Annotated in this window: 23 protein-coding genes; 7 read left to right on the top strand and 16 right to left on the bottom strand. The window is 74.5% G+C overall.

The genetic code is table 11. From position 1 onward, the window contains the following. The first annotated feature begins 16 nt into the window (after nt 1-16). The 6 genes from WCD41_RS25395 to WCD41_RS25420 all read left to right on the top strand — a co-directional run bounded on the left by WCD41_RS25395 (nt 17) and on the right by WCD41_RS25420 (nt 6,851). Entirely contained in the window at nt 17-754 is a 738-nt protein-coding gene (locus WCD41_RS25395; RefSeq protein ID WP_337717760.1) for an enoyl-CoA hydratase/isomerase family protein, read from the top strand. Continuing rightward, nucleotides 751-2,082, top strand: a complete 1,332-nt coding sequence (locus tag WCD41_RS25400; RefSeq protein WP_337717762.1) for an MFS transporter — start codon at nt 751-753, stop codon at nt 2,080-2,082. The genes WCD41_RS25395 and WCD41_RS25400 overlap by 4 nt, the downstream gene beginning before the upstream one ends. Next, the gene (locus tag WCD41_RS25405; RefSeq protein WP_337717765.1) at nt 2,079-2,840 is read left to right on the top strand and encodes an SDR family NAD(P)-dependent oxidoreductase; all 762 of its coding nucleotides are present in this window, start codon (nt 2,079-2,081) and stop codon (nt 2,838-2,840) included. The genes WCD41_RS25400 and WCD41_RS25405 overlap by 4 nt, the downstream gene beginning before the upstream one ends. A gap of 595 nt (nt 2,841-3,435) precedes the next feature. Continuing rightward, nucleotides 3,436-4,605, top strand: coding sequence for an acyl-CoA dehydrogenase family protein (locus tag WCD41_RS25410; protein ID WP_337717767.1), 1,170 nt, complete (start codon nt 3,436-3,438; stop codon nt 4,603-4,605). Between the two features lie 14 nt (nt 4,606-4,619). Further along, nucleotides 4,620-5,534, top strand: coding sequence for a haloalkane dehalogenase (locus tag WCD41_RS25415; protein ID WP_337717768.1), 915 nt, complete (start codon nt 4,620-4,622; stop codon nt 5,532-5,534). Nucleotides 5,535-5,540: 6 nt separating this feature from the next. Then, nucleotides 5,541-6,851, top strand: coding sequence for an LLM class flavin-dependent oxidoreductase (locus tag WCD41_RS25420; protein WP_337717770.1), 1,311 nt, complete (start codon nt 5,541-5,543; stop codon nt 6,849-6,851). Here WCD41_RS25420 and WCD41_RS25425 read toward each other — a convergent pair. The 8 genes from WCD41_RS25425 to WCD41_RS25460 all read right to left on the bottom strand — a co-directional run bounded on the left by WCD41_RS25425 (nt 6,833) and on the right by WCD41_RS25460 (nt 15,865). After that, a complete protein-coding gene (locus WCD41_RS25425; RefSeq protein ID WP_337717772.1) occupies nt 6,833-8,188 on the bottom strand; it encodes an LLM class flavin-dependent oxidoreductase in 1,356 nt (451 codons plus the stop codon). The genes WCD41_RS25420 and WCD41_RS25425 overlap by 19 nt on opposite strands. Next, nucleotides 8,185-8,922, bottom strand: coding sequence for an ABC transporter ATP-binding protein (locus tag WCD41_RS25430; RefSeq protein ID WP_337717774.1), 738 nt, complete (start codon nt 8,920-8,922; stop codon nt 8,185-8,187). The genes WCD41_RS25425 and WCD41_RS25430 overlap by 4 nt, the downstream gene beginning before the upstream one ends. Beyond that, complete coding sequence (locus tag WCD41_RS25435) at nt 8,898-9,734, bottom strand: ABC transporter permease (RefSeq protein WP_337717777.1); 837 nt, start codon at nt 9,732-9,734, stop codon at nt 8,898-8,900. The genes WCD41_RS25430 and WCD41_RS25435 overlap by 25 nt, the downstream gene beginning before the upstream one ends. Beyond that, a complete protein-coding gene (locus tag WCD41_RS25440; RefSeq protein ID WP_337717779.1) occupies nt 9,731-10,804 on the bottom strand; it encodes a PhnD/SsuA/transferrin family substrate-binding protein in 1,074 nt (357 codons plus the stop codon). The genes WCD41_RS25435 and WCD41_RS25440 overlap by 4 nt, the downstream gene beginning before the upstream one ends. A 24-nt stretch (nt 10,805-10,828) precedes the next feature. Continuing rightward, on the bottom strand, nt 10,829-11,800 hold the full coding sequence (locus tag WCD41_RS25445; protein ID WP_337717781.1) for a TauD/TfdA dioxygenase family protein: 972 nt from the start codon (nt 11,798-11,800) through the stop codon (nt 10,829-10,831). Nucleotides 11,801-12,006: 206 nt separating this feature from the next. After that, a complete protein-coding gene (locus WCD41_RS25450) occupies nt 12,007-13,275 on the bottom strand; it encodes an ROK family transcriptional regulator (protein WP_337717782.1) in 1,269 nt (422 codons plus the stop codon). 152 nt (nt 13,276-13,427) lie between these two features. After that, on the bottom strand, nt 13,428-14,789 hold the full coding sequence (locus WCD41_RS25455; RefSeq protein ID WP_337717785.1) for an NtaA/DmoA family FMN-dependent monooxygenase: 1,362 nt from the start codon (nt 14,787-14,789) through the stop codon (nt 13,428-13,430). A gap of 11 nt (nt 14,790-14,800) precedes the next feature. Then, on the bottom strand, nt 14,801-15,865 hold the full coding sequence (locus WCD41_RS25460) for an LLM class flavin-dependent oxidoreductase (protein ID WP_337717787.1): 1,065 nt from the start codon (nt 15,863-15,865) through the stop codon (nt 14,801-14,803). 71 nt (nt 15,866-15,936) lie between these two features. On the opposite strand from WCD41_RS25460, the gene WCD41_RS25465 reads away from it, so the two are divergent. Next, nucleotides 15,937-16,590 carry a nitroreductase family protein gene (locus WCD41_RS25465; protein ID WP_337717789.1) on the top strand — a complete coding sequence of 218 codons (654 nt, stop codon included), beginning with the start codon at nt 15,937-15,939 and terminating at the stop codon, nt 16,588-16,590. A 5-nt stretch (nt 16,591-16,595) separates the two neighbouring features. On the opposite strand, the gene WCD41_RS25470 is transcribed toward WCD41_RS25465, so the two are convergent. The 8 genes from WCD41_RS25470 to WCD41_RS25500 form a co-directional block, all read right to left on the bottom strand. Further along, a complete protein-coding gene (locus WCD41_RS25470) occupies nt 16,596-18,227 on the bottom strand; it encodes a dipeptide ABC transporter ATP-binding protein (protein WP_337717791.1) in 1,632 nt (543 codons plus the stop codon). Continuing rightward, the gene (locus tag WCD41_RS25475) at nt 18,224-19,114 is read right to left on the bottom strand and encodes an ABC transporter permease (protein ID WP_337717793.1); all 891 of its coding nucleotides are present in this window, start codon (nt 19,112-19,114) and stop codon (nt 18,224-18,226) included. The genes WCD41_RS25470 and WCD41_RS25475 overlap by 4 nt, the downstream gene beginning before the upstream one ends. After that, complete coding sequence (locus WCD41_RS25480) at nt 19,111-20,055, bottom strand: ABC transporter permease (RefSeq protein ID WP_337717795.1); 945 nt, start codon at nt 20,053-20,055, stop codon at nt 19,111-19,113. The genes WCD41_RS25475 and WCD41_RS25480 overlap by 4 nt, the downstream gene beginning before the upstream one ends. After that, nucleotides 20,052-21,656 carry an ABC transporter substrate-binding protein gene (locus WCD41_RS25485; protein WP_337717797.1) on the bottom strand — a complete coding sequence of 535 codons (1,605 nt, stop codon included), beginning with the start codon at nt 21,654-21,656 and terminating at the stop codon, nt 20,052-20,054. Before WCD41_RS25485 ends, WCD41_RS25480 begins: the two co-directional genes overlap by 4 nt. Beyond that, nucleotides 21,653-23,020: an NtaA/DmoA family FMN-dependent monooxygenase gene (locus WCD41_RS25490; protein WP_337717799.1), complete on the bottom strand. Its 1,368-nt coding sequence runs from the start codon at nt 23,018-23,020 to the stop codon at nt 21,653-21,655. Before WCD41_RS25490 ends, WCD41_RS25485 begins: the two co-directional genes overlap by 4 nt. A 1-nt stretch (nt 23,021) precedes the next feature. After that, complete coding sequence (locus tag WCD41_RS25495) at nt 23,022-24,230, bottom strand: LLM class flavin-dependent oxidoreductase (RefSeq protein WP_337717802.1); 1,209 nt, start codon at nt 24,228-24,230, stop codon at nt 23,022-23,024. Nucleotides 24,231-24,289: 59 nt separating this feature from the next. Next, entirely contained in the window at nt 24,290-24,385 is a 96-nt protein-coding gene (locus tag WCD41_RS31190) for a putative leader peptide (protein ID WP_373695195.1), read from the bottom strand. A 111-nt stretch (nt 24,386-24,496) separates the two neighbouring features. Further along, a complete protein-coding gene (locus tag WCD41_RS25500) occupies nt 24,497-25,252 on the bottom strand; it encodes a helix-turn-helix domain-containing protein (protein ID WP_337717803.1) in 756 nt (251 codons plus the stop codon). Nucleotides 25,253-25,290: the final 38 nt, after the last annotated feature.

The raw sequence follows: 25,290 nt of genomic DNA on the forward strand, positions 1-25,290 counted from the left end.
CTTCTGGAGGACACCCATGTCCGCACCCCCCGACGCGTCTCCGGTGCGCGCGTCGCTCGCCGGCCCCGTCGCCCGTGTCGTCATCGACCGGCCCGACGACGGCAACGCCCTGACCTACGCCGCGATGACCGCGTTCGTCGACGCCCTGGAGAGCGCCCGCGACTCCGGCGCCGCGGTGCTCGTGATCAGCGGAGCCGGCGCCGACCTCACCGTCGGGCGCGCGAAGCACGAGCGCGTCCCCGGCGTCACGCGCACCGAGAACCTCTCGCTGATCCTGCGCGCCAACGCCGCACTCGCCGCGTTCCCCGGCGTCAGCGTCGCCGTGATCCGGGGCCGCGCCCTCGGGTTCGGCACCGGCCTGGCCCTGCACAGCGAACTCGCGATCGCCGCCGACACCGCCGTCCTCGGGTTCGACGAGCTCGCCCACGGCCTGCCGCCGCTCGTGGTGCTGACCTACCTCTACCGGCACGTGACGCCGAAGGTCGCCGACGATCTCGTGCTCACCGGCCGCCGCGTCGGCGCCGCCGAGGCCCTGACCCTCGGCCTCGTCTCACGGGTCATCGCCGAGCCCGACCTCGACGCCGTCGTCGACCGCACCGTGGCCGAGCTCGCCGGGCGCGACCCCTCCGCGCTGCGCCTGCTCAAGGAGTTCGGCCGCGCCCACAGGAACACCCAGCCCACCCCGGAGGCCGGCGCCGACGCCGTCGCCCGCCTCGTCGACTGGATCGAACGCCCGCAGGGAGCCACGTCATGACCACAACCAGCTCACCCTCACCGACCGCGCCGCCACCGACCTCCACACGACGGCAACGCCGCAGCGCGTTCGCCTCGGCCTGGCTCGGGTGGGGACTGGACGGGTTCGAGACCTACGCGATCGTGCTGGTCTCAAGCTTCGTCGTCGCCGACCTCATCGGCCCGAACTCGTCGCCCGTGTACGTCGCGACGATCGTCGCCGTCCAGCTGATCGCCTGGGCGCTCGGCGGGCTGGCCTCCGGCGTGCTGATCGACTACTTCGGGCGCCGACAGCTGCTCATGTACTCGATCGTGCTGTACACGGTGGCGACGGCACTGTCGGCGCTGTCCCCGAACTTCGCGGTCTTCCTGATCCTGCGCATCATCGCCGGGTTCGGGATGGGCGCCGAGTGGGGTCCGGGCTCGGCGCTGGTCGCCGAGACGTGGCCGAACCGCTCGCGCGGCAAGGGCCTGGCGCTGCTTCAGTCGGCGTTCGGGTTCGGCTTCCTCGCCGCCACCGGCGCGTTCTTCGCTCTCGAGCAGCTCGACGGCACCACGTGGCGCTGGATGCTCGCGGTCGGCGCGGTGCCGGCGCTGCTGCTGCTGTTCCTGCGCAGCCGGGTGCACGAGTCGCCGCTGTGGGAGCAGGCCGACCAGCGCCGCCGCGACGTCGTCGCCCGCGTCGCGGCCGGTGAGGACGTCGACGCCGCGGACCGCGAGCTCACCGTCTTCACCCACCGCCGGATCTTCGCCGACAAGCTGTACCGCTCGCGGATGCTCAAGCTGCTGGTGCTCTCCACCGCGAGCCTCGTGGGCTGGTGGGCGGTGTCCAGCTGGATCCCGCAGTACGCCCGGACGATCGTCGCCGGGCTCGGTCTCGCTCCGAGCACCGTCACGCTGATCCTGCTCGCCTACAACGTGGGCGGCGTCCTCGGCTGGCTCGCGTGGGGAGTGCTCGCCGACGCCATCGGCCGGCGCTGGACGCTGTGGAGCTACTACGCCGGCGCGCTGATCATGACCTGGGTGCTGTTCGGGCTGTCGTACTCGTCGCTGGGCTGGCTCATCGCCGCCGTGTTCGTCAACGGCATCTTCACCCTCGGGCAGATGGGCTGGATGGCGACCTACCCCGGCGAGCTGTTCCCGACCTCGGTGCGCGGCAGCGCGATCACGATCGTCTTCAACGCCTCGCGCTTCCTCGCCGCCGCGGGTGCGCTGCTCTCCGGAGCGATCATCGGCGGGCTCGGGGGCATCACGGTCGCCGCGCTGACCATCGGCTCGATCTACGTGCTCGGGCTGGTGTTCTCGCTGATCGTGGGTCCGGAGACGCGCGGGAAGCCGCTGCCGTCATGAGCGGGCCGCTGCAGGACCGCGTCGTCGTGGTCACCGGCGCGGGTCAGGGCATCGGGCGCGCGCACGCCCTCGCCATCGCTGCAGCCGGCGCCACCGTGCTCATCGCGGAGCGGGACGCCTCCCGCGGAGAGGCCGTGGCCGAGGAGGTCGAGGCCGCCGGCGGGCGGGCCGAGGCGCGGCGGGTCGACGTCACCTCTCACGACGAGATCGCGGCGGTGGCCTCGTCGTGGATCGAGGCGTACGGGCGCATCGACGGCCTGGTCAACAACGCCGCGCTCTTCTCGACGATCACCATGCGCCCGTTCTGGGAGATCCCGGTGACGGAGTGGGACGACGTGCTCGCGGTGAACGTGCGTGGGCCGTGGGCGGTGACGGCGGCGCTGCTGCCGGGGCTGCGCGCGTCGGGGTCGGCGAGCGTGGTCAACATCGGCTCCGACGCCGTGTGGCTCGGGCGGCCCGGCTACCTGCACTACGTGGTGAGCAAGGCGGGCGTCGCCGGGATGACGCACTCGATGGCCCATGAGCTGGGCGGCGAGGGCATCCGCGTCAACACGGTGTCGCCGGGCCCGGTGTACACCGAGATCGAGCGCGGCACGGTGACCGCGGAGCAGAAGGCCGCGATGCGCTCGGCGCAGGCGCTGCCCCGCGACGCGGGCCCCGAGGACATCACCGGCCCGGTGGTCTTCCTGCTCTCGGACGCCGCCGGCTTCGTGACGGGCCAGACCCTGCACGTCGACGGCGGTCTGATCCACCGCTGACCGACCCACGTGCGTGATCTTCTGAGGGATCGAGCTCAGAAGATCACGCACGTGGGGCGGCGCGCCGACCCGAACTCTCTGACGAGAACGCTCCAGTTCTCGAAGCGTCTTCAGCAGCCCCGAGACGACCGGCGCTGGCGCGAGAGGCACTCTCTCGGCAGCCCGATCCCCGAGATGATCACGCGGGATGTGCCGGTGACGCTGAGGCGTCGCGTCCACCGTTCTGGCGAAGGGTGCCCGTCACCGATCTAGCCGCCCGAAGGGACCGTTCGGTCAGAACTTGCACGGCCGCCTCACCAGCGCCCGGAGAGGGCGATCACAACGGGCACGCGCCCGCTTGACCCCTCCGACGAGCGCACCGAGGATCAGCTCGACCGCGCGGCTCTGGACCCGCGGCCACGGGCACGAGACGACGAGGTGGGACGCGTGGGCGGAAGCCGGCTGGCCCGTCGCCGTCACGTCGACCTCAAGCGTCTCACCAGCGCGGCCTGTCGCCGCGTCTGAGCTCCCCGAGCTGATCTCCCGGCCGGACGTCACCGGACGCCACGCTCCTGCGCGCCGCTCGCGCGCGCCTCCCCCTGCGCGGAAACGGACCATGACACTCACCCAGGACACCCCTGTCCACAGCCCCGACGCCGTCATCGCCGGTCTCGTCGACGACCGCGCCCGCCGCGAGCTGGAGGGCATCCGCCCGTTCGCGCAGGTCGAGGCCTTGCGCGACGCCGGCGTCACGGCCCTGCGCGTCCCGCGCGAGCACGGCGGCGGCGGGATCACGCTGCGCAGCTTCGTCGAGAAGCTCATCGAGATCGGGCGCGCCGACTCCGACGTCGCCCAGATCCTCCGCGCGCACTTCGCCGTCGTGGAGACCCTGCGCCTGGTCCCCGGGACGGGGCCGTGGTTCGCCGTCGTCACCGGCGGCGAGATCATCGGCAACGCCGTCACCGAGGCGTCGGGAGCGCACGCCGGCGACTTCGTCAACCTCGGCACCCGCTTCGTCCCCGACGGCGACGGCTACCGCATCACCGGCGAGAAGGCCTACTCCACCGGCACCCTCTACGCGACGCGCGTGTGGGTCTGGGGCGTGACGCCCGACGGCGTGCCGATCAACGCGATCGTCCCCACCGACCGCGCCGGCGTGACGGTCTCCGACGACTGGGACGGCTTCGGCCAGCGCGCGACCGGCACCGGCACGACCCGGTTCGACGACGTCCGCGCCGAGCCCGCCGAGGTGTTCGCCGCCCCTGAGGGTGACGCGCCCCCGCCCCGCTCCCCCGTCGGCGCGTTCCTGCAGCTCTACCTCACCGCGATCGTCGCCGGCATCGCCCTCGACGCCCGCGACGACGCGATCACCCTGATCCGCAGCCGCTCGCGCAGCTTCACCCACGCCAGCACCGACCTGCCGCGCGAGGACCCGGTGCTGCTCGCGGTCATCGGCGAGATCGCGGCGAAGGCCGAGGCCGCGAGGAGCGTCGTGCTCGCCGCCGCCGACACGCTCGGCAAGGCGCTCGACGAGGGCGGGTCCGCGGAGGCCGCCGCGCTCGAGGCCGCGCAGGCCAAGCTCGTCGTCGACAAGCTCGCCCTCGAGGCCACGACGCAGCTCTTCGACGTCGGCGGGGCCTCCGCCACGCGCCGCGGCGCCAACCTCGACCGGCACTGGCGCAACGTCCGCACCCTCGCCTCGCACAACCCCGACCCGCTCAAGAGCCGGGTCATCGGCGAGCACCTCGTCCTGGGCACCGACCTGCCCGACAACACCTACTTCTGATCCGGGAGAACACCATGTCCGACACCACCACCCAGGCCCACCCGGGATTCGGGGTCACCGCCATCGCCCGGGACGCCGAGGTCCTCGACTCGACGATCCACTACGTCGAGTCCCTCGCCGGCGACGACGGCAGCCGCGATCCGATCGTCTTCCTGCACGGCAACCCGACCAGCTCGTTCCTCTGGCGCCACGTCTTCTCGCGCCTGGAGGGCCAGGGCCGGCTGCTGGCCGTCGACCTCATCGGCTTCGGCGACTCCGGCAAGCCCGACATCGACTACTCGCTGGAGGACCACCAGCGCTACCTCGACGCCTGGTTCGACGCCCTCGCGCTCACCGACGTCACCCTCGTGCTCCAGGACTACGGCGCCGCGTTCGGCCTGCACTGGGCGAGCAGGCACCCCGACCGCGTGCGCGCCGTCGTGCTCGCCGAGCCGGTCATCGCGGCCATCGAGTCCGAGGCGCTGCCCGAGGCGTTCGTGTCGACGCGCGCGCTCGTGCGGACGCCCGGGGACGGCGAGAAGTTCGTGCTCGACGACAACCGCTTCGTCGGCGAGCTGTTCCCCGGCTTCTTCCTGCAGCCCCTCGCCGACGACGACCTCGCCGAGTACCTGCGCCCCTTCCCGACGCCGGAGTCGCGCAAGCCGGTGATCGTCTTCCCGCGGCAGCTCCCGGTGGACGCCGACCCCGCGTCGACCGTCGCGTATCTCGACGCCTTCACCGAGTACCTGCGCACCAGCGACGTCCCGAAGACGCTGCTGACCTACGAGCCCGGCTTCCTGCTCACGCCGAAGGTCCTGAAGTGGGCCCGGGCGACGATCAAGAACCTCGAGGTGGTGGACGGCGGCGCCGGCATCCACTTCGTGCAGGAGGAGTCGCCGGAGCCGATCGCCGACGCCGTCGTCGCCACCCGCGCCCGCGCCGGCTTCTGAATGGGCATGCACCTCAACGCGTTCATCCTCTCCTCGGGGCACCACGAGGCGGCCTGGCGCTACCCGGGCTCGGCGCCGGAGCGGATGTTCGACGCGGCGTTCTACACCGAGCTGGCCCGGACCGCCGAGGCGGCACGGTTCGACGCGGTGTTCCTCGCCGACATCCCGAAGCTCGACGACAACGTCGCCTACAACGCCGTCGGGCGCCTCGACCCGCTGCTCGTGCTCGCGACGATCGCGGCGGCGACCGAGCACATCGGCCTGATCGGGACGGCGTCGACGACGTACTCGTACCCGTGGTCGCTGGCCCGCTCGCTGTCGACTCTCGACCACCTCTCGCGGGGGCGGGCGGCGTGGAACATCGTCACCACCGACTCCGCGGCGGCGGCCCGGAACTTCGGTCTCGACGCCAACCCCGACCCGGAGTCGCGGTACGAGCGGGCCGACGAATACGTGGACGCGGTGCTGAAGCTGTTCGACAGCTGGGAGGACGACGCGATCCTGCTGGACCGCGAGGCCGGCCGGTACGCGGACCCGGAGAAGATCCACCCGCCGCGGATGACGGGATGGGTCGAGGGCGCGCTGACCACCCCGCGGCCGCCGCAGGGCCACCCGGTGCTCGTGCAGGCCGGGGCCTCCAACCACGGGCGGGGCTTCGCGGCGAAGTACGCCGAGGCGATCTTCACCGCGCAGCAGCGCCTCGAGGACGCGCAGACGTTCGCCCAGGACATCCGCAAGCGCGCGGCCGACCTGGGCCGGGACCCCGAGCACATCAAGATCCTGCCGGGGCTCAGCCCGTTCATCGCCGACACCGAGCACGACGCCCGCAAGCTGCAGCAGGAGTTCGACGAGCTGACCGTCGTCGAGTACGGCCTGGTCCAGCTGCGCGACCTCGTCGGCATCGACGTCGGGACGATCCCGCTCGACGAGCCGGTGCCGCTCGACCTCGTCGCCGACGCCGGCGAGATCGGCGACAACCTGCGCAGCCGCCGCCAGCTCGTCGCCGGGATCATCCGGCGCGAGCGGCCGACGCTGCGCGGGCTGCTGCACCGCCTCGCCGGGGCGCGGGGGCACCGGGTGGTCGCCGGCACCCCCGAACAGATCGCCGACACGATGCAGGAGTGGTACGTCGAGGGCGGCGCCGACGGCTTCAACGTCATGCCGCCGTGGCTGCCCGGCGGGCTCGAGGTGTTCGTCGAGACCGTCGTGCCGATCCTGCGCGAGCGAGGGCTGTTCCGGGAGGAGTACGAGGGGAGCACCCTGCGGGAGAACCTGGGCCTCCCCCGCCCTGCCAACCGCTACGCGCCGGTCCGGTGACGCGACGGGACGAGGGTGTTCACCGGCCGGGGTAGTCCGAGGTGGTCGCGCAGGGTGGTGCCGGTGTACTCGGTCCGGAACAGCCCGCGCTGCTGCAGGATCGGGACCACCGCCTCCACGAACACCTCGAGGCCGCCGGGGTACCAGGGCGGCATGACGTTGAAGCCGTCGGCCGCGCCGGCCGTGAACCACTCGGTGATGGTGTCGGCGATCTGCTCCGGGGTCCCCGCGACCACCCGGTGACCCCGGGCCCCGGCCAGGCGGCGCAGCAGGCGGCGCACGGTGGGGCGCTCCCGCTCGACGATCCCCGCCACCACCTGCAGCCGGCTGCGGCCGTTGTCGGTGACGTCCCCGGCGTCGGCGAACAGGCGGGCGGGCACCGGCCCGTCCAGATCGAGGTCCTCCACCTCGCCGACCTCCGTGCCGGTCAGGGCGGCCAGCTGGGCGAGCCCGTAGGCCGGGACCGTCAGCTCGTCGAACTCCTGCTGCAACGCGCGGGCCGCGGACTCGGTGCCGGCGATGAACGGGCTGATCCCGGGCAGGATCCGCACGTGCTCCGGGCGGCGCCCGAGCCGGGCGGCCCGGTCCCGGACGTCGGCGGCGAACGCCTGTGCGTCCGCCAGCCGCTGGTGCGCGGTGAAGATCGCCTCGGCGTAGCGGGCCGCGAACGCCCGCCCGTCGTTGGACGCCCCGGCCTGCACGAGGACGGGGTGCCCCTGGGGCGGGCGCGGCTGGTTGAACGGCCCGCGGACCCGCAGGTGCCGCCCGTGGTGGCCGATCTCGTGGATCCGCGTCCGGTCCGCGTACACGCCCGCCTCGCGGTCGAGCACCACCGCGTCGTCCTCCCAGCTGTCCCACAGTGCGACCGCCGCATCGACGAACTCGCTCGCCCGGGCGTAGCGCTCCGCGTGCACGGGGTGGGCGTCCAGCCCGAAGTTCGCGGCCGCGCCCGGGTCGCCGGTGGTGACGATGTTCCACCCGGCCCGCCCGCGGGAGATGTGGTCGAGCGAGCCGAACAGCCGGGCCAGGTTGTAGGGCTCGGAGTAGGTGGTCGACGCCGTGGCGATCAGCCCGATGCGCTCGGTGGCGACGGCGACCGCGGTGAGCAGGGTGATCGGTTCCAGCCGGCCCGCGGCGTTGTGGGCCACCTCGGTGCGCAGCGACGGCGAGTCGGCGAAGAAGATCGCGTCGAGCTTCCCGGCCTCCGCGGTCCGCGCGATCTGCTGGTAGTACTCGACGTCGTAGATCCGCTCGGGGGTGGTGGACGGGTGGCGCCAGGCGGCCTCGTGGTGCCCGGCCGGGTAGATGAACGCGTTGAGTGACAGCTGCCCGGTCACTGCTCGACCCCCAGCGCCGCGCGCAGCTCGGCGCGGTGCGCCACGACCAGCGGGTCGCCGGGATCCCGCGGTCGGTCCAGGTCGACACGGCGGTCCGACGCGATGCCGCCCGCCTCCAGCACCAGCACCCGGTCGGCCAGCACGACCGCCTCCTCCACGTCGTGGGTCACCAGCAGCACCGCCGGTCTGTGCCGCTCGACGAGCTCGAGCAGCAGGTCCTGCATCCGCAGCCGCGTCAGTGCGTCGAGCGCGCCGAACGGCTCGTCCGCGAGCAGCAGCCGCGGCTCGCGGACCAGCGAGCGGGCCAGGGCGACCCGCTGCTGCTCCCCGCCCGAGAGCTCCCCGGGCCACGCGCGCTCCCGGCCGGCCAGACCGACCTCGGCCAGCGCCGCCGTCCCGAGCCGCCGGGCGTCCTCTCCGTCCAGGCCGAGCACGACGTTGTCGAGGACCCGAGCCCACGGCAGCAGGCGGGAGTCCTGGAACACGACGGCGCGCTCGGCGGGCACCGTCAGCTCCCCCGACCCTGCGACGCCGTCGTCGAGATCGGCCAGCGCGCGCAGCAGCGTCGACTTGCCCGAGCCGCTGCGCCCGAGGAGGGCGACGAACTCCCCCGGCGCGATCTCCAGGTCGAGGCCGTCGAGGACGACGGTCCCCTCGAACCCCCGCACCAGCCCGACGGTCGAGACGGCGCTCCCCGTCCTCGTGCCGGTCAGCTCCCCAGCGTCCGCCGCCATGACAGCGCCCTCCTCTCGATCGCGCGCACGGTCGTGTCGCCCGCGAGCCCGAGGACGGCGTAGACGACCAGGCCGGCGACGATGATCTCGGTCTGCCCGTAGTTGCGGGCCTGGGTCATGAGGTAGCCGATCCCGCTCGTCGCGTTGACCTGCTCGACCACGACCAGCGCGGTCCAGGCGATCGTCACCGCGAGCCGCAGGCCGGTGAAGAACCCCGGCAGCGCCCCGGGCACCGCGACCCGGCGGACGAACGACGTCCGCGAGAGCTCGACGCTCTCGGCCAGTTCGACCCATCGCGCGTCGACGCCGCGCAGCGCGGCGTGCGTGTTGATGTAGATCGGGACGAACACGCTGAGCGCGATCACCACGACCTTCATCTCCTCGCCGATCCCGAACCAGACGATCATGAGTGGGATCAGGGCGAGGGTCGGCACGGCGCGCTTGATCTGCACCGGGCCGTCGACGACGGCCTCCCCCGCGCGGCTCAGGCCGGCCAGTAGGGCGAGCGCGAGCCCGGCGACGATGCCCAGCAGGAGGCCGAGCGCGGCCCGCTGCACCGAGGACAGCAGGTTGGACTGCAGCCTCCCGTCCGCGATGAGGTCACCGAACGTCGAGACCACGGTCCACGGCGGGGACAGGGTCGCCGGGTCGATCAGCCCGGTCGCCGAGCCGAGGACCCAGATCAGCACGAGCAGCGCCGGACCGAGCAGGAGACCGCGCGCCGTGGTGCGGCCGGGCGCGAGCCCGCGGCGGGTCCGGGGTCGCGGCACCAGGCGGGGATCGCCGGTGGGGCGAGGGGCGACCGTCGTCATCGCGGGGTCACCTCCGGGTCGAACGAGGCGCCGACCTGGGGCACGACGCGGGCGACGACCTCGTCGAACCGCCGGTCGAAGCCGTCCGCCGCCCGCGCCGGGCGGGGCAGCTCACCGGCCCGGGAGATGACGTCGATGCTGTCCTGCTGGCGCCGCACCAGCGCGTCGTCCAGGCGCGGGAAGGTGGCGGTGCCGAGCGAGTCGACGATCCGCCGACCGTCCTGCGCCGTCACTCCCTGGTTCTCGACGTAGTACTGCTGGATCCACGGATCGGGGTTCTGGTTGACCCACTGGTTGGCGCGGATCCACGACTCGACGTAGGCGCGCAGCGCGGCCGCCTTCCCCGGGTCCTCCAGCGCGCCGCGGCGGGCGTACAGGTAGTTGAGCCCGGTCGACGTGCCGGCGGTCTCCACCGGGTCGATCACGCCGCCGCCCCGCGGGGCCGCCTCGGTGAGGAACCGCGTCAGCCGCGGCTCGTTCAGCGGGGCCACGTCCACCTGCCCGGTGCGCACGGCGTCGTTGAAGTCGCCGAGCTGCAGGCGGACGAGCTGCACGTCCCGGGTGGTGAGACCGGCCCGCTCCAGCGCCCGCAGCACGATCACCTGCTGCGCCGTGCCCTCGGCGTACGCGATCTTCTTGCCGCGGAGGTCGGCGAGCCGGCGGGCGGGCACGCCGGGGGCGACGGCGAGCACCGTGTTCCCGACGTCCACCTGCCGGGACGCGATGATCGGGACGTCCTCGCCGGCCACGAGCGCCTGGATCGGCGGGGTGTCGCCGACGTAGGCGACGTCGGCGGCGCCGGCGCGGAACGCCTCGAGGATCTGCGGGCCGCCGACGAAGTTCGCGAACTCGGCCCGGAACGGCAGCCGGCCGAGCTCGCCCGACGCGCGCAGCGACGCCTGCTGGTACTCGGCCTGGTCGGCGATCACCAGCGTGGTCTCGGGCGGCACCGCGGCGGGCAGGGGCGCGTCGGCGGCGAGCTCGCCGCCCGACGCACCGGAGCACGCGGTGAGCAGGAGCGCGGCGATCGCGAGGGCCGCGGCGAGCAGCCGGGATCGGGTGGCGGTCATGACGGTCTCCGTGACCCGCGCCGCTCAGTCGACCACGACGGCGTGGTCGGCGGTGAACGGGCGACCCTCGACGACCTCCGAGGTGAACCCGTCCGGCCCCACGGGCCGGTCACCGATCACCGTGACGCGGTGCAGCGTACGGCGGACGTCGAGGTGGTCGAGGTCGGCGGGCGCGAGGTGCGCCGTCGCCCGGTTGTCCCAGAAGGCGACGCTGCCCGGCTCCCACCGGAAGCGCACCGTGTACTCGTGCCGCGTGATCTCGGCGTAGAGCAGGTCCAGGATCGCGGCGCTCTCGCGCGGCGTGACGTCAACGATGTGGCTGGTGAAGCCGGGGTTGACGAACAGGGCACGCTCGCCGGTCACCGGGTGCACGCGCACCACCGGGTGCACCGAGACGAGCAGGTTGTCGTTGACGCGGCGCGCGTAGGCGCCGTCACCCCCGGGGCGGCGCGATCCGCCGTAGCGGTGCTCCGCACGCAGCCCGTCGACGAAGGCTCGCACCGGCGCGGAGAGCCCCTCGTAGGCGGCGACCAGGTTGGTCCACGTCGTGTCCCCGCCGATGTCGGGCACGACCTCCGCGCGCAGGATCGACGCCGACGGCGGATTGACCGCCGCCGTGACGTCGGTGTGCCACCCCGCGAGGTAGCTGTACCGCCGCCGGGTGACCGCGGGCTCCTCCCCGCCGTAGCGCTGCCGGTAGCGCTCCGGGTCCACCGTGAAGATCTCCGGGTGGCCCTCCGGCGGGGTGTCGTCGTGCGGGTGGGCGTAGGTCAGCTCCCCGAAGCGGCGCCCGAAGCGGACCTGGGCACCGTGGTCGAGCTGCTGGTCGCGGAAGAACAGCACCTTGTGCCGGTGCAGCGCGGCGGTGATCGTGCCGACCGTGGCGGCGTCGAGGTCGGCGGCCAGGTCGACGCCGGTGACGTCCGCGCCGATGTGTCCGGCGACGGGTCGCACGGCGTGGCCGGCGGTCGTGGCGCGGTCGGTGGTGAGGGTCATGGTGGTCTCCGTCAGGTGCGGCGGTGGGCGCGGGAGGGCACGCGTGAAGAGCCCGGCGGGGCGGCGCCCGGGGCGTGGTGAGGGTGTGGCGGAAGCGGGTGCCGGTCGGCGTCAGCGACAGCAGCAGCGAGCGCAGCAGGGCCGACATGCCCTGGTCAGAAGCGGTGCGCTCATGGAACTCATCGTCGGCGGGGGGTCGCGGAGAGTCAATTTTCCGAGGACGGAAATGAAGTCCGCGCAGGTAGATCGCCCGGGTCGGTGTACACGTCGTGCAACAGGACCGACCCGCCGGCGACCGCGAGCGCGCGGGGACCGAACGTCCCGGGCACCACGGCGCGCGCCGGGTCGGCTCCGACGTGGGAGCACCGGGCCACCTCGGCGCGCACCTCGCCGATCAGGTCCGGCCGTCGCGCGATCCCGGACTCGGTCACGACCACGATCTCCGGGTTGATCAGGTCGAGGAGCAGCGCCGCGACCCGCCCGACCGCCCGCGCGCGCTCGGCGAACAGCCGCTCGGCCCACGGGGCGCCGGCCTCGAGCGCGGCCAGCACGTCGGCGAAGCGCGGGACCGGCAGGTGCCCGCACTCCACGGCGCGCACCGCCACGGCCTGCTCGGTGACCGTGGCCTCGAAGCACCCGGCGCGGCCGCACGCACAGCCCGTCTCCGATCCGACGGGCAGGTGCCGGACGTCGCCCGCTGCCGCGCCCGGCCCCTGGTGCACCGACCCGTTCGTCGCGATCGCGGCGTCCACGACGTTGCCGACGAACAGCGCCACCTGGCTCGTCCGGGCGCGCTCGCGGTGGGCGCCGATCAGCTGTTCGGCGCGGGCGAGCGCCCGGGCGTGGCTCTCCACCCGCACAGGGAGGCCGAGGCGGTCCTCCAGGGCGGCACCGACCGCCAGCTCGTGCCACCCGAGCTGCGGGTGCGTCACGACGGTCCCCCGACCGGGGTCCACGTGACCGCCGGTCGCGAAGCCGACGCCGAGGGGTCGGCGGCCGCCCGCGTGCCGGTCGAGAAAGTGCGCCATCGCGTCACCGAGGCCCGCGAGCAGGCCGCCGGGCGTGTGCCCGGGCGCGTGCCGGCGGCGTTCCTCGGCGACCACCCGGCCGCGGAGGTCCATGAGCACGAGCGTGGCGTGGGGCACCGCGACGTGGATGCCGGCGATGACCTGGTGGCCGGTGTCGATGTCGACCGGCACGTGCGGGCGCCCGACGGTCGAGCGCAGGCGCGGGACCCGGTGGTCGCGGACCAGCCCCAGCTCGGTCATGGTGCTCAGCTGCCTGCTCACCGCCGCCGGGCTGAGGCCGGTGACCTCGCCGACCGTGCTGCGCGCGACCGGACCGTGGTCCAGGACGGCGCGGAGCACCGCGGACGCGGTCGCCGCCGAGCGGCGGGGGACGTCGGTGGGCGCCGGTGCGGTGGCCTGAGTGGTGGCCTGAGTGGTGGCCGGGGCGCCGGGGAGGAGAACGGTCACGGTGATCCTGCCGTCGTGCGTGTGGGACGCGGGGACGGCGCGGACCGGGCTCGACCGCGGGGGCCGTCAGCCGGGACGCGCGCCGGGGTGCCCACACAGCGCGCTCGCCTGCCGCCGCAGGTCGACGTGACGGCGGCGGCGCAGGAGCCGGGTCACGCGGTCGCCCCCAGCCGCGTCGGGGCGGGGAGCACCCCGAGGTTCTCCCGCAGCGTCGTGCCCTCGTAGGCGGTGCGGTAGACACCCCGGTCCTGGAGAGCGGGCACCAGCCGCGCGACGACGTCGTCGAACCCGTCGGGCACCGCGTTCGGCTGGAGGTTGAGGCCGTCGATCGCGCCCGCCCGCACGGAGCGGGCGAGCTCGTCGGCGACCGCGGACGGGGTCCCGACGAACTCGATCGACTCGTTGAGGTGCAGGACCAGGTCGCGCATCGAGAAGCCGCGCTGCGCGGCGAGGTCGCGCCACGCGGCCGCGGTGCGCCGGGGACGGTCGCTGGTGTTGACCACGCCGTGGGTGATCGTCTGGACGGCGCTGACGGGGTCGTGCGCCGGCAGCGGGCCGTCGACGTCGTGGTCGGACAGGTCGTGGCCCCACACCGCCTCGACGACGGCACGGACCCGCCGGTCGCTCCAGGTGCGGTCACGGAACCAGCGCGCCTTGTCCCGGGCTTCGGCGTCCGTGTCGCCGAGGATGACCCGCGTCGCCGGGAAGATCTTCACGTCGTCGGCGGGGCGTCCGCGGCGGACCAGTCGGGCGCGGACGTCGGTGGCGAAGTCCAGGGCCTCGTCGAACCGCAGGTAGCGGGAGAAGATTCCCTGGGCATGCCGGGCCGCGAACTCCCGGCCCTCGGGCGACTCACCGGCCTGGAAGAGCACCGGGCGGCCCTGCGGGCTCGGCGGCAGCGACGGACGGGCGCGCCGGGCTCCGCGCACGACCTCCCCGATCGCGCCGGGCACCGACCACGACGCGGCGTCCGCCGATGCCGCCGTGACGCCGTCCGGCCACGCCGACCACAGCGCCTCGACGGTGGCTAGGTGCTCCTCGGCATAGCGGTAGCGGTCGTCGTGGGTCACGTCGCCGCCCCGCCGGAAGTTCTCGCCGGTCCAGTCGTTGTCGGTCGTCACCACGTTCCAGCCCGCGCGCCCGCCGGACAGGACGTCGACGGTGGACAGGCGCCGGGCGAGGTCGACCGGATCGGAGAACGTGGTGTTCAGCGTGGCGACGAGCCCGATCCGCTCGGTCACGGCGGCGAGGTGGGCGAACAGCACGAGCTGGTCGGGACGGCCTGTCACCGAGTGGTCGGTGACGCGCCCGAGGTGCTCTCGCAGCCGCTGGCTGTCGCCGAGGAAGAGAGTGGAGAACAGGCCCCGCTCGGCGGCGGCCGCGAGACGGCGCCAGGCGGCGAAGTCGTAGTACACGTGCGGGTCCGCCTCCGACCAGACGTAGGCGGGGCCGAAGCCGAAGAAGCCGGCGAGGTGCAGCCGCGCGTGCGGCCGGGCGGGTTCGGGTGCGGCCACGGGGGCTCCTCTCAGGACGCGTACCGACCGGCCGGCCGCTCGAGGCCCAGCTGGTCGCGCAGGGTGTCTCCGGGCACGGGACGGCGCAGGTGGTGGCCGAGGCCCGGCAGGACCTGGTCGGCGAGCACCGCGCCGTCGACGTCGAGCACCGCGGGGATCAGCCGGACCGCGTCGAAGCGGTCGGCGAGACGGCGCAGCACGCCGACCAGCCGCGCCGGGCCGCCGACGTGGCGCAGGCGGTGGCCGGGCCGCCACGGGGTGTGGCGGTTCAGGGCGGCGAGCCGCTCGGCGGCCGGGGTACCGCCCGCGTCGAGCACGACCTCGACCTCCGCGAGCGCGCGCGGCGCCCGCGTCGGCGCGCCCAACAGGTCGTCGAGCGACGGCGCGGCGACGACGTCCACGTCGACGAGATCGGGCGGCAGCGTCCCGGCCGGGGCGAGCACCGGGACCTGCCCCTGCGGCGGGCGGGGCACCAGCGCCGGGCCGCGGATCGCGAACGACCGTCCGCGGAAGTCGACGTGGTGCACGCGGTCGGCGTCGATGAACCGGCCGCTCGCCTCGTCGGCGATGATCGCGTCCTCCTGCCAGGAGTCCCAGAGCCGCCGGGCGGCGTCGACGACGTCGGCAGCCTCCCCGGCCAGGACCGCCGCGTCGGTCTCGTGCCGGACGCCGTGCGCGGCGGCCCGGGCCGCGCTCGCCTCCGTCCCGAGCAGCCAGCCCGCCCGGCCCACCGAGGCGTGGTCGAGACCCGAGAGCTGGTTGGAGACGTGGAAGGGCTCGGCGTGCGCGGCGGCGACCAGCGGCACCAGTCCGAGCGCGTCGGTCCGCGCGGACAGGAAGGACGCCGCGGTGACCGGGTCGAACCGGCCCGCGACGCCCGCGCCGGGGTCGCCGGCCGTCGCGTCCGCGAGCGTGACGAACGCGAACCCGGCGTCCTCGGCGCGCCGGCCCATCTCGGCGAGGTGCGCCGGGGTCAGCAGGGTGTCGGGCGGGTGGTCGGCGCACCGCCACGCGGCGGGGTGGGCGCCGTCGCCGTCGATCTCGATTCCGACGGCGAGCCCGGTGGTCCTCGTCACTGCCGTCCTCCCGGAGCGCCTCCGGACGCGCCTACGGTGGACACGTCATGTCGATCAACGGAGGAGGACCCGTGGCGGAGCACGTCGACCTGCTCGAAGGCCTGCGCACGACCCCGGCGCGGCGCTACCTCGCGGAGACCCCGATCCCCGACGACGTGCTGTGGGAGCTGCTCGACACCGCCGTGCGCGGCCCGTCCGGCGGCAACCGGCAGACCTGGGGCTGGGTCGTCGTCACCGACCCCACGGTCAAGGCCCGCATCGCCGAGCACTACCAGCAGGGCTGGGAGAAGGTCTACGGGGTGCGTCGCGAGGAGCTGCTCGACCCGGCCCGTGACGGCGCCGCCGACGGCCTGAGCCCCGCGTCCTTCCGCGCCGCCGACCACCTCGCCTACCACCTGGCCGAGGCGCCGGTGTTCGTCGTGCCGGTGCTCCGGAACGGCGCGGACTCGACCGACAAGCGGTTCGGGGCGTCGATCTACGGCGCGGTGCAGCAGCTGCTGCTCGGCGCCCGGGCCCACGGCATCGGCGGCGTGCTGACCTCCCTCCACCTGCTCACCGGCGAGCGTGAGGTCGACGAACTGCTCGGGCTGCCCGACGACGCCGCGACCATGGGTCTCGTGCCGCTCGGCTACCCGGCGCGCGGGCGCTGGTCGACGCCGCGCCGACAGCCGGTCGAGCAGGTCGTGCACTGGGAGCGCTGGGGCGGGAACCGGGCGCGGGACTGAGGCACTCACCCGACCTCCCCCGCCGGCACCCGCCGTCCCGCGATCGCCGCGAGCAGCGTCCGCGTGTACTCGTGCTGCGGGTCGTCGAAGATCTCGGCGGTCGGCCGCAGCTCGAGCAGCCGGCCGTCGCGCATCACGCCGACGCGGTGCGCCACCCGCCGGACGACGGCGAGGTCGTGGGAGATGAACAGGTACGCCAGCCCGTCGCGCTCCTGGAGCTCGGCGAGCAGCTCGAGCACCTGGGCCTGCACCGACACGTCCAGCGCCGACACCGGCTCGTCGCACACGACGAGGTCCGGCGCGAGCGCCAGCGCGCGGGCGATCGCCACCCGCTGGCGCTGGCCGCCCGAGAGCTCGACCGGCCTGCGCTCGAGGGTCGCGGCGGGCAGCGCGACCCGGTCGACGAGCTCGGCGGCCCGCGCCGCCTGCTCCGACGACGACCCGACCCGGAACGCGCGGAGCGGCTCGGTGATCACCTCGCGGACGGTGAAGCGCGGGTCCAGCGAGGCGTACGGGTTCTGGTAGACGAGCTGGGCGCGCCGCCGCAGCTGCCGCCAGGCCTCGCCGCGGACCGCCGTGACGTCCTCGCCGTCGAGCAGCACCCGCCCGGCGGTCGGGTCGGCCAGGCGCAGCAGCAGCCGCGCGGTCGTCGACTTCCCGGACCCGGACTCCCCGACCAGCGCGAGCGTCTCCCCGCGAGCGATCGCGAAGGACACATCGTCCACGGCGCGCAGTGACCCGCGCCGCCAGCTACCCGACGCCCGGGGCAGCGGGAAGTCCTTCACCAGCCCCCGGACCTCGGCGATCGGGGCGTCCCCGCCGATCGGTGCCGCCGGCGGCGGCGGAGCGGTCACGGCCAGCCCGGGCGCGGCGACGAGCAGCTCGCGGGTGTAGGCCTCCCGGGGACTCGCGAGGATCTCCGCCGTCGGTCCCTGCTCGACGACCCTCCCGCCGGACATGACGACGATCCGGTCGGCGCGGTCCGCCGCGACCGCGAGGTCGTGGGTGATGAGCAGCAGGGAGCTGCCCGACGCCTCCCGCAGCTCCTCGAGGTGGTCGAGGATCTGGCGCGCGATGGTGGCGTCCAGCGCGCTGGTGGGCTCGTCGGCGACGAGCAGACCGGGGTCGGCGGCGATCGCCACGGCGATCAGCGCCCGCTGCCGCATGCCGCCGGAGAGCTCGTGCGGGTACTGCCCCGCGCGCACCGCGGCGTCCGGGAGCCCGGCCCGTTCGAGCAGCGCGACGGCCTTCGCCGGCGCCGCGCGTCGGTCCGCGAGCCCGTGGGTCCGCAGCACCTCGGCGACCTGCGCGCCCACCTTCTGCACCGGGTTCAGCGACACCCCGGGGTCCTGCGGCACGAGCCCGATCCGCGCGCCGCGCACCGAGCGCCACTGCCGGTCGGTGCGCCCGACCAGCTCGTCATCGCCGAGGCGCACGCTCCCCGCCCGCACCGCCCCGTTGTCGGGGAGCAGGCCGATGATCGCCTGCGCGAGCGTCGACTTGCCGGAGCCGGACTCGCCGACGATCGCCACGACCTCGCCCGGCGCCACCTCCAGGTCGACCCCGCGGACGGCGTCGACGGTCCCCCCGGACACCCGGTAGTCGACCTGGAGGTCCTTCACCGCCAACGAGCTCATCGGTCCCGCCCCCACTCGCCGTCGAGGGCCTTGGAGACCCGGTTCACGGCGAGCACCGTCGCCGCGATCGTCAGGCCGGGCATCGCGCACATCCACCATGCGGTCGCCAGGTAGTTGCGCCCCTCGGCCACCAGCGACCCCCACTCCGGGGCGGGCGGCGGCGCGCCGTACCCCAGGAACGACAGCGAGGAGACCGCGAGGATCGCGAGCCCGAACTCGAGCACCGCGAGCACCAGCACCGGGCCGGCGGCGTTGGGCAGCACGTGGCGCCCGAGCGTCACCCACCACCGCGTCCCGACCGCGCGGGCCGCCTCGACGTAGACGGTGCCGCGCACGCGCAGGGTCTCCGCGCGCATCACGCGGGCGAACTGGGCGACGCTCGCGACGCCCACGGCGATGGCCACGTTCGTCGTGCCGAAGCCGAGCGCGGCGATCAGCGCCAGGGCCAGCAGGATCGGCGGGATCGCGAGCAGGACGTCGACGAGGCGCATCAGCCCCTCGTCGACCCACCGGCCGACGAACCCGGCCAGCAGCCCGATCAGCCCGCCGACGACGAGCGCGACCGCCACCGCGATGAGGGTCGCCTGCAGCGACAGCGCGGTGCCGTGCACCACGCGGGTCCACACGTCACGGCCGAGGTAGTCGGTCCCGAACCAGTGCCCCGGACCGGGCGGCAGCGAACGCTCGGCGGTGACGGCCAGGTTCGGGTCGCCGGGGGCGAACAGCTGCGGGAACACCGCCGAGACCAGCACGACCACGATCACGAGGACCGAGATCACGAGCCCCGGGCGGCGGCGCAGGAAGCGGAGGAGCCGGCCGCGGCCGGGCTCCGCCGGTCGGGCCGGAAGGGGTGCACGGTCCGGCCCGCGCTCGAGGAGCTCGGTCATGCCGGCACCGCCTGCGAGACGCGCGGGTCGAGCAGGGGGTAGAGCAGGTCGACGACGAGGTTGACCACGACGAACACGAACGCGGCGAGGAGCACGACGCCCTGGACCAGCGGGATGTCCTGGTCCGCGACCGCGGAGACGGTGATGCGGCCCAGCCCCGGCCGGGTGAAGACGGTCTCGACGACCACCGTGCCGGCGAGCAGGTTGCCCGTGACGTACCCGAGCACCGTCAGGGCGGGGATCGCCGCGTTGCCCAGCGCGTGGCGGAGGTGGACCGCGAGCGGCCCGACCCCCTTCGCCCGCGCGGTGGTCACGTACGGCTCGGCCAGCGCCTGGCCCATGCTCTTGACCAGCACCTGCGCGATCAGCGCTCCCGTCGGCAGCGCGAGGGTGATGGCGGGCAGGATCAGCGCCTCCGGTCCGCGGGCGCCGACCGCGGGCAGCCAGCCCAGCTGGAACGAGAACAGCTGGACCAGCATGAGACCGACCCAGAACACCGGCAGCGACACCGCCAGCGACGGCAGCCCCATGAGCGCCTGGGCGAGCCAGCGGCTGCGGGCGTAGGTGGCCGTCAGCGCCACCCCGGCGCCGAGCACCACCGCGAGCACGAGCCCGGCCGACGCGATCTGCAGCGTCGGCGGCAGGGCCTCGCCGATCGCGCTCGTCACGGGCTGACCGTTGACGAAGGACGTCCCCAGGTCACCCTGCAGCGCCGCCCACAGCCGGTCCAGGTACTGCACCGGCACCGGCTGGTCGAGCCCGTACTGCACCCGCAGCGCGTCGAGCTCGGCGGTGGTCAGCGTCGTCCCGTCCGACGCCCGCGCGACGAGCGTCGCGACGGGGTCGGCCAGCAGGTAGAGCACGGCGAACGAGACGGTGTACGCCGCCCACAGCACCCCGACGGCCGCCGCGAGCCGCCGGAGGAGGTACGGCCCACTCACGGGGTCGACTTCCAGGTGCCGTGGAGCTGGATGCGCGACGAGGCGTCGAACGCGACGTCGTGCGCATCCGGGCCGACCGCGAGCGTCGTGGTGAGCTCCGCGACCGGGATCACCAGATGCTGGCCGACCAGCTGCTCCTGCGCCTGCGCCACCTGCTGCGTGCGCTGCGCTTCGTCGAGCGTCCCGGCCTGCGCAGTGAGCAGGGCGTCCAACGGCGTCCCGGCCGGGAAGCGGAAGGTGTTCGGGCCCGCGGTGCCGTACTGCGCGCGCAGGATGTCCGGGTCGGCCCGGCTGACGTTGAGCCAGAAGGCCGTGAACTGCCCGCTCTGCTGGATCGTCGCGGTGTCCGCCACCGGTCGTTCCTGCAGCTGCAGGTCGATCCCGACGGCACGCAGCTGCTGCTGTACCAGCTCGAGCGCCGGCCGGTTCGTCGCGATGACCGGGGCGTAGATCAGGGGCAGCGTCAGCCGCTGCCCGGCCCTGGCCCGGATGCCGTCCGGGCCCGGCGCCCAGCCCGCGGCGTCGAGCACCGCGCCGGCACGGGCCGGGTCGAAGGCCAGCGCCGCCGACCGGTCGGCGTAGTCCGGCGTCGTGGACGCGAGGGCGGACGTCGCCGGCCGCGTCTGGGACGTGTAGACCGCGGAGACGACCTCCTGCCGGTTGATCGCGGCGGAGATCGCCTCGCGGACCGCGGCGTCCTGCCCGAGCGGCGTCGACTGGTTGAAGACGATGCCGAACGGCGTGCCGGGGTTCGCCCGCGACGGCAGCTCGATCCCGGCCCCCGCCAGCGGCGCCTCGTCCTGCGGGCCGATGCTCGCGATGGCGTCGACCTCGCCGGACTGCAGGCTGCCGGTGCGCACCCCGGACTCGGGGACCACCCGGAACTCGGCGCGGTCGAGGTAGGCCTCGCCGGGGTGGGTGAACAGCGACGATCCCCAGGAGTAACCGGCCCGCTTCGCCAGGATCGTGGCCTGGTTCTTCGTGTACGTCTGCAGCACGAAGGGCCCGGACCCGACGACGCCGGCGCAGCGCTGGTCGTCGGTCTGCGCCGCGCTGGCCGGCGCGAAGATCCCGAGGCTGTGCGTCGACGTGCCCTGCAGGAACTGCACGTTGGGCTGTGCGAAGCGCACGGTGAACGACGTCGGGCCCGTCACCGTCGTGCCCTGGTAGCCGGCCAGGTAGCCCTTCGGCAGGGTGCCGCGGGCCCCGAGGGACGGGACGCGGTCGAAGGTCGTCTTCACCGCGTTCGCGTCGAGCGGGGTGCCGTCGGAGAAGGTCACCCCGGGGCGCAGCTGGAAGGTCCACTCGGTGGCCTGCGGGTTCGACTGCCACGACGTCGCGAGCCACGGCCGGATGTCGCCGCTGGCCGGGTCCTGGTCGGTCAGCGAGTCGACGACCTGGCGCATCGAGTAGATCGAGTCGTTGCTGCCGACCTGCTGCGGGTCGGCGCAGCCGGCGTCGCTGGACACGGCGAACACCAGCGTGCCGCCGGGACGCGGGGGCCCGGCATCGGCGGCCTGCCCACCACCGCCTCCCCCACCGCAGGCGGCCAGGACGAGAGCGGCGACGGCCGTCAGGGCCGCGAGTCCGGTGCGCTTCACGAGGCCACCTCGTGACGCGGCTCGCCGAAGCGGGACGGCGACGCGAGCCCCAGGTTCTCCCGCAACGTGCCCCCTTCGTAGTCGGTCCGGAACGCGCCGCGCTCCTGGAGCAGCGGGACGACGCGGTCGACGACCTCGTCGAGGCCCGACGGGCTCACGTGCGAGCCGAGGATGAAGCCGTCGCAGGCGTCGGCCTGCACGTAGCGGTCGATCTCGTCGGCGACGTGCTCCGGGGTCCCGACGAACACGGCGCGGTCGAAGACCTGCTTCACGGTCTCGCGCAGCGAGAGGCCGCCGGCCTCCGCGATGTCCCGCCACGCCTTCGCCGTCGCGTGCGCGTCCTGGGTCAGGGGCGCCCGCCCGCGGATCCAGGTCGGGGCCTCGGGCGTCGGCTCGACGTCGGGCACCGGGCCGTCGGGGTCGACGCCCGACAGGTCGCGGTTCCAGACCATCTCGGCGAGCACGATCGCGGTCCACGGGTCGACCTGGCGGTCGTGGATCAGCGCGTGGCGCTCGCGGGCCTCGGCGTCGGTGTCACCGAGCACGACGGCGGCGGAGGGGAGGATGCGCACCTCGCGGGGGTCGCGGCCGGCCGTCGCGACGCGTGCCTTGACGTCGTCGTAGAAGGCACGGGCCTGGTCGAACTGCTGGTAGCGGGAGAAGATCGCGTCCGCGCCGGCGGCGGCGAAGTCGCGCCCGGCCGGTGACTCACCGGCCTGCAGGATCACCGGGTGGCCCTGCGGGCTGCGCGGGACGGTGAACCGCCCGTGGATGTCGAACTGGTGGCCGCGCACGGCGAAGTCGCCGACGTGGCCGTCGCGCAGGAAACGTCCCGACTCCGGGTCGGCGACGACGGCGTCCGAGCCCCACGAGTCCCACAGCGCGCGGACCGCGGCGAGCGTCTCGCCGGCGCGCTCGTACCGCTGGTGGTGGCCGAGGTAGCCACCGCGGCGGAAGTTCTCGCCGGTCGGTGCGTCCGAGCTCGTCACCACGTTCCACGCGGCGCGCCCACCGGAGAGCACGTCGAGGGTGGCAAACTTCCGGGCCAGCTCGAACGGCTCGTTGAACGTCGAGTTGATCGTGCCCGCCAGCCCGATGTCACGGGTCACGGCCGCGAGCGAGGCGAGCACCGTGAACGTGTCCGGCCGGCCCACGACGTCCTGGTCGAAGAACTCCTCGCCCCGGGTGCGGATGCGCAGGCCCTCCGCGAGGAAGAGCAGGTCGAGCTTGCCGCGCTCGGCGATCCGCGCCCACTGCTCGTACGACGCGAAGTCGATGTGGCTGCCCGAGGCAGGGTCGCTCCAGACGGTGTCGTGGTTGACGCCGGGGAAGTAGGCGCCCAGGACGATCTGCTTGCGGCTCATCTCAGGCCCCCGCCGTCGCGTAGCGGCTGGCGGGGCGCGCGAGACCGAAGCGCCCGCGCAGGGTGGGTTCGGCGTACCCGGTGCGGAAGGCGCCGCGGCGCTGGAGCTCGGGGACCAGGCCGTCGACGATCGCGTCGAGGTCGGTCGGCAGCACCGCGGGACGCAGGCGGTAGCCGTCGAGGCCGACCTGCTGCCACGCGACGAGCAGGTCGGCGAGCGCGGACGGCGTGGTCGCGAGGATCGCGGCGTCGCTGGTCAGCGGGTCGACGGCATCGAGGCGGGCCAGGCGCTCGCGGGCGGCCTCCTCGGTGTCGTCGAGCAGGACGACGAGGTCGGCGAGCACCTGCAGCGGGGAACCGTCTCGTCCGACGTCCCGTTCCGCAGCGCGGACCTGCTCGAGGATCGCGGCCGCGTCGTCGCGGTCGTGCGGCGTCACGAACAGCACGTCGCCGCCGCGCGCGGCAAGGCGGTACGGCTCCCATCCGTGGCCGAGGGACACCACCAGCGGCTGGCCCTGCGGCGGGCGTGGGACGATCGAGGGCCCGCGGACCGAGAAGTGGTCACCGGCGAAGTCGATGTGGTGCAGCTTGTCCCGGTCGAGGAACTTGTTGGCCGCGTCGTCGCGGATCTCGGTGCCGTCCTCCCACGAGTCCCAGAGCCTGCGCACCACCTCGATCGCGTCGGCGGCCTCGCCGAAGAGCTCCGCGACGAGCGCGCGGGCCTCCGGGGTGTCCAGCGCCTCGCGACGGAGTCCGGGGATCGTGCGGCGGCCGAAGTGCGCGGCCTCGTCGGGGCGCACCGAGGTCTGCACGCGCCAGCCGGCCCGACCGCGCGAGTCGTGGTCGAGCGTGGCCAGCGCCGACGCGACGTGGAACGGCTCGGTGTGCGTGGTGGTCACCGTCGGCACCAGCCCGATCCGGGCGGTCAGCGGCGCGACGAACGCAGCGACCAGTTCGGCGTCGAGGCGACCCTGGACACGGTCGGTGCGCCGGTCGGGCTCGGCGAGGTGGTCGCCGGACTGCAGCCCGAAGGCGTCCTCGATGGTCAGGAGGTCGAGCAGCCCGCGCTCCGCGGTGCGCGCGAGGTCCGCCCAGTAGCGGGCGGTGAACAGCTCGCCGGGGCGGGCGCCGGGCTCTCGCCAGGCAGCGGGATGCCAGCCGGCGCCGTCCAGGGCGACGGCGAGATGCAGCTGCGAGGGCAGCGGGGACATGCGTGACCGCTTCCTGCGGCGTGGACGCCGCGGCGTGGTGGGAGTCGTGTCCGGGGCGGTCAGCCCGGACAGACGGCGCTGGCGACCCGCTGCAGGTCCACGTGGCGTCGGTAGCACCCGCGGTGTGACTCCAGGACACGGACCGTGCCGGTCATCGCGTCCTCCCTCGTTCGTGGCGGGTCGTTCCGGACTCTAAGGAGCGGCACCGCCCAGGTGTCAACACCGCCGCGTCGGGACGTGACCGGCGACGCTCCGCGCCCACGGGGTCACCCGCTGGTGCTACGAGCGTCGGGAAGCAGGACCAGGACGACGGCGCCGGTGAGCTCGATCGCGCCCGCCTCGGCCAGCAGATGCGCGGTCCGCCGGGTGTCGCCGAGGCGGACCGCGGGGCGACCGAACGCACCGACGCCGCGGCAGTCCCACAGCGCCCCGAGCCCGGGCGCGCCCGCGCGGAGCTGCGCGCGGACCTGCGTCAGGCGGGCGTCACCGGGGTCGCGGTCGGTGGCCATGCGCAGGCGGCGGGCGAGGGCGTGGACGAGCGGAACGACGTCCTCGGTGCTCGCCAGCAGCTGCTCGAGGACGTGGCGCCCGGGCGCGAAGGTCGCCGTCCACGCCTCGTTGGCCGCGACCACGTCGAGTCGCGCGTCGAGCAGCGCCGCCGGGTCGTCGCGCCAGCTCGCGAGCAGCGGGCGCAGGCCGTCCGGGTCGATCTCGAGGGGATCGTGGGGGCGGGACAGCGCGCGGAGGTGCTCGCGGCCGACGTCGTCGATGCCCAGCACGCGCCCGACGGCGTCGAGCACCTGGTCGGACGCGGTGACCCGGCCCTGCTCGAGCCACGTGTACCAGGTGACCCCGACCCCGGCGAGCGCCGCGACCTCCTCGCGCCGCAGGCCCGGGGCGCGCCGCCTGCTGCCCGCCGGGAGCCCGACCTGGCGCGGCCCGACGAGGTCGCGGTAGGCGCGCAGGCAGCGGCCGAGCTCCTGGCGTCGCAGGTCGCAAGGTGTCAGTGCCACTACCCCCATCAGCGGGCTCCTGGTTCCGGCCGCGGGGTGCGCCGCAG

It is taken from the genome of Actinomycetospora aeridis (assembly GCF_037400275.1).
GTDB lineage: Bacteria > Actinomycetota > Actinomycetes > Mycobacteriales > Pseudonocardiaceae > Actinomycetospora > Actinomycetospora aeridis.

What these genes read in the sequence shown, in the direction of transcription:
- WCD41_RS25475 (WP_337717793.1), bottom strand. Translation starts at nt 19,114, where the DNA reads ATGACCGAGCTCCTCGAGCGCGGGCCGGACCGTGCACCCCTTCCGGCC.
- WCD41_RS25395 (WP_337717760.1), top strand. Translation starts at nt 17, where the DNA reads ATGTCCGCACCCCCCGACGCGTCTCCGGTGCGCGCGTCGCTCGCCGGC.
- WCD41_RS25500 (WP_337717803.1), bottom strand. Translation starts at nt 25,252, where the DNA reads ATGGGGGTAGTGGCACTGACACCTTGCGACCTGCGACGCCAGGAGCTC.
- WCD41_RS25405 (WP_337717765.1), top strand. Translation starts at nt 2,079, where the DNA reads ATGAGCGGGCCGCTGCAGGACCGCGTCGTCGTGGTCACCGGCGCGGGT.
- WCD41_RS25415 (WP_337717768.1), top strand. Translation starts at nt 4,620, where the DNA reads ATGTCCGACACCACCACCCAGGCCCACCCGGGATTCGGGGTCACCGCC.
- WCD41_RS25495 (WP_337717802.1), bottom strand. Translation starts at nt 24,230, where the DNA reads ATGTCCCCGCTGCCCTCGCAGCTGCATCTCGCCGTCGCCCTGGACGGC.
- WCD41_RS25420 (WP_337717770.1), top strand. Translation starts at nt 5,541, where the DNA reads ATGCACCTCAACGCGTTCATCCTCTCCTCGGGGCACCACGAGGCGGCC.
- WCD41_RS25400 (WP_337717762.1), top strand. Translation starts at nt 751, where the DNA reads ATGACCACAACCAGCTCACCCTCACCGACCGCGCCGCCACCGACCTCC.
- WCD41_RS25490 (WP_337717799.1), bottom strand. Translation starts at nt 23,020, where the DNA reads ATGAGCCGCAAGCAGATCGTCCTGGGCGCCTACTTCCCCGGCGTCAAC.
- WCD41_RS25410 (WP_337717767.1), top strand. Translation starts at nt 3,436, where the DNA reads ATGACACTCACCCAGGACACCCCTGTCCACAGCCCCGACGCCGTCATC.
- WCD41_RS25435 (WP_337717777.1), bottom strand. Translation starts at nt 9,734, where the DNA reads ATGACGACGGTCGCCCCTCGCCCCACCGGCGATCCCCGCCTGGTGCCG.
- WCD41_RS25470 (WP_337717791.1), bottom strand. Translation starts at nt 18,227, where the DNA reads ATGAGCTCGTTGGCGGTGAAGGACCTCCAGGTCGACTACCGGGTGTCC.
- WCD41_RS25445 (WP_337717781.1), bottom strand. Translation starts at nt 11,800, where the DNA reads ATGACCCTCACCACCGACCGCGCCACGACCGCCGGCCACGCCGTGCGA.
- WCD41_RS31190 (WP_373695195.1), bottom strand. Translation starts at nt 24,385, where the DNA reads ATGACCGGCACGGTCCGTGTCCTGGAGTCACACCGCGGGTGCTACCGA.
- WCD41_RS25440 (WP_337717779.1), bottom strand. Translation starts at nt 10,804, where the DNA reads ATGACCGCCACCCGATCCCGGCTGCTCGCCGCGGCCCTCGCGATCGCC.
- WCD41_RS25430 (WP_337717774.1), bottom strand. Translation starts at nt 8,922, where the DNA reads ATGGCGGCGGACGCTGGGGAGCTGACCGGCACGAGGACGGGGAGCGCC.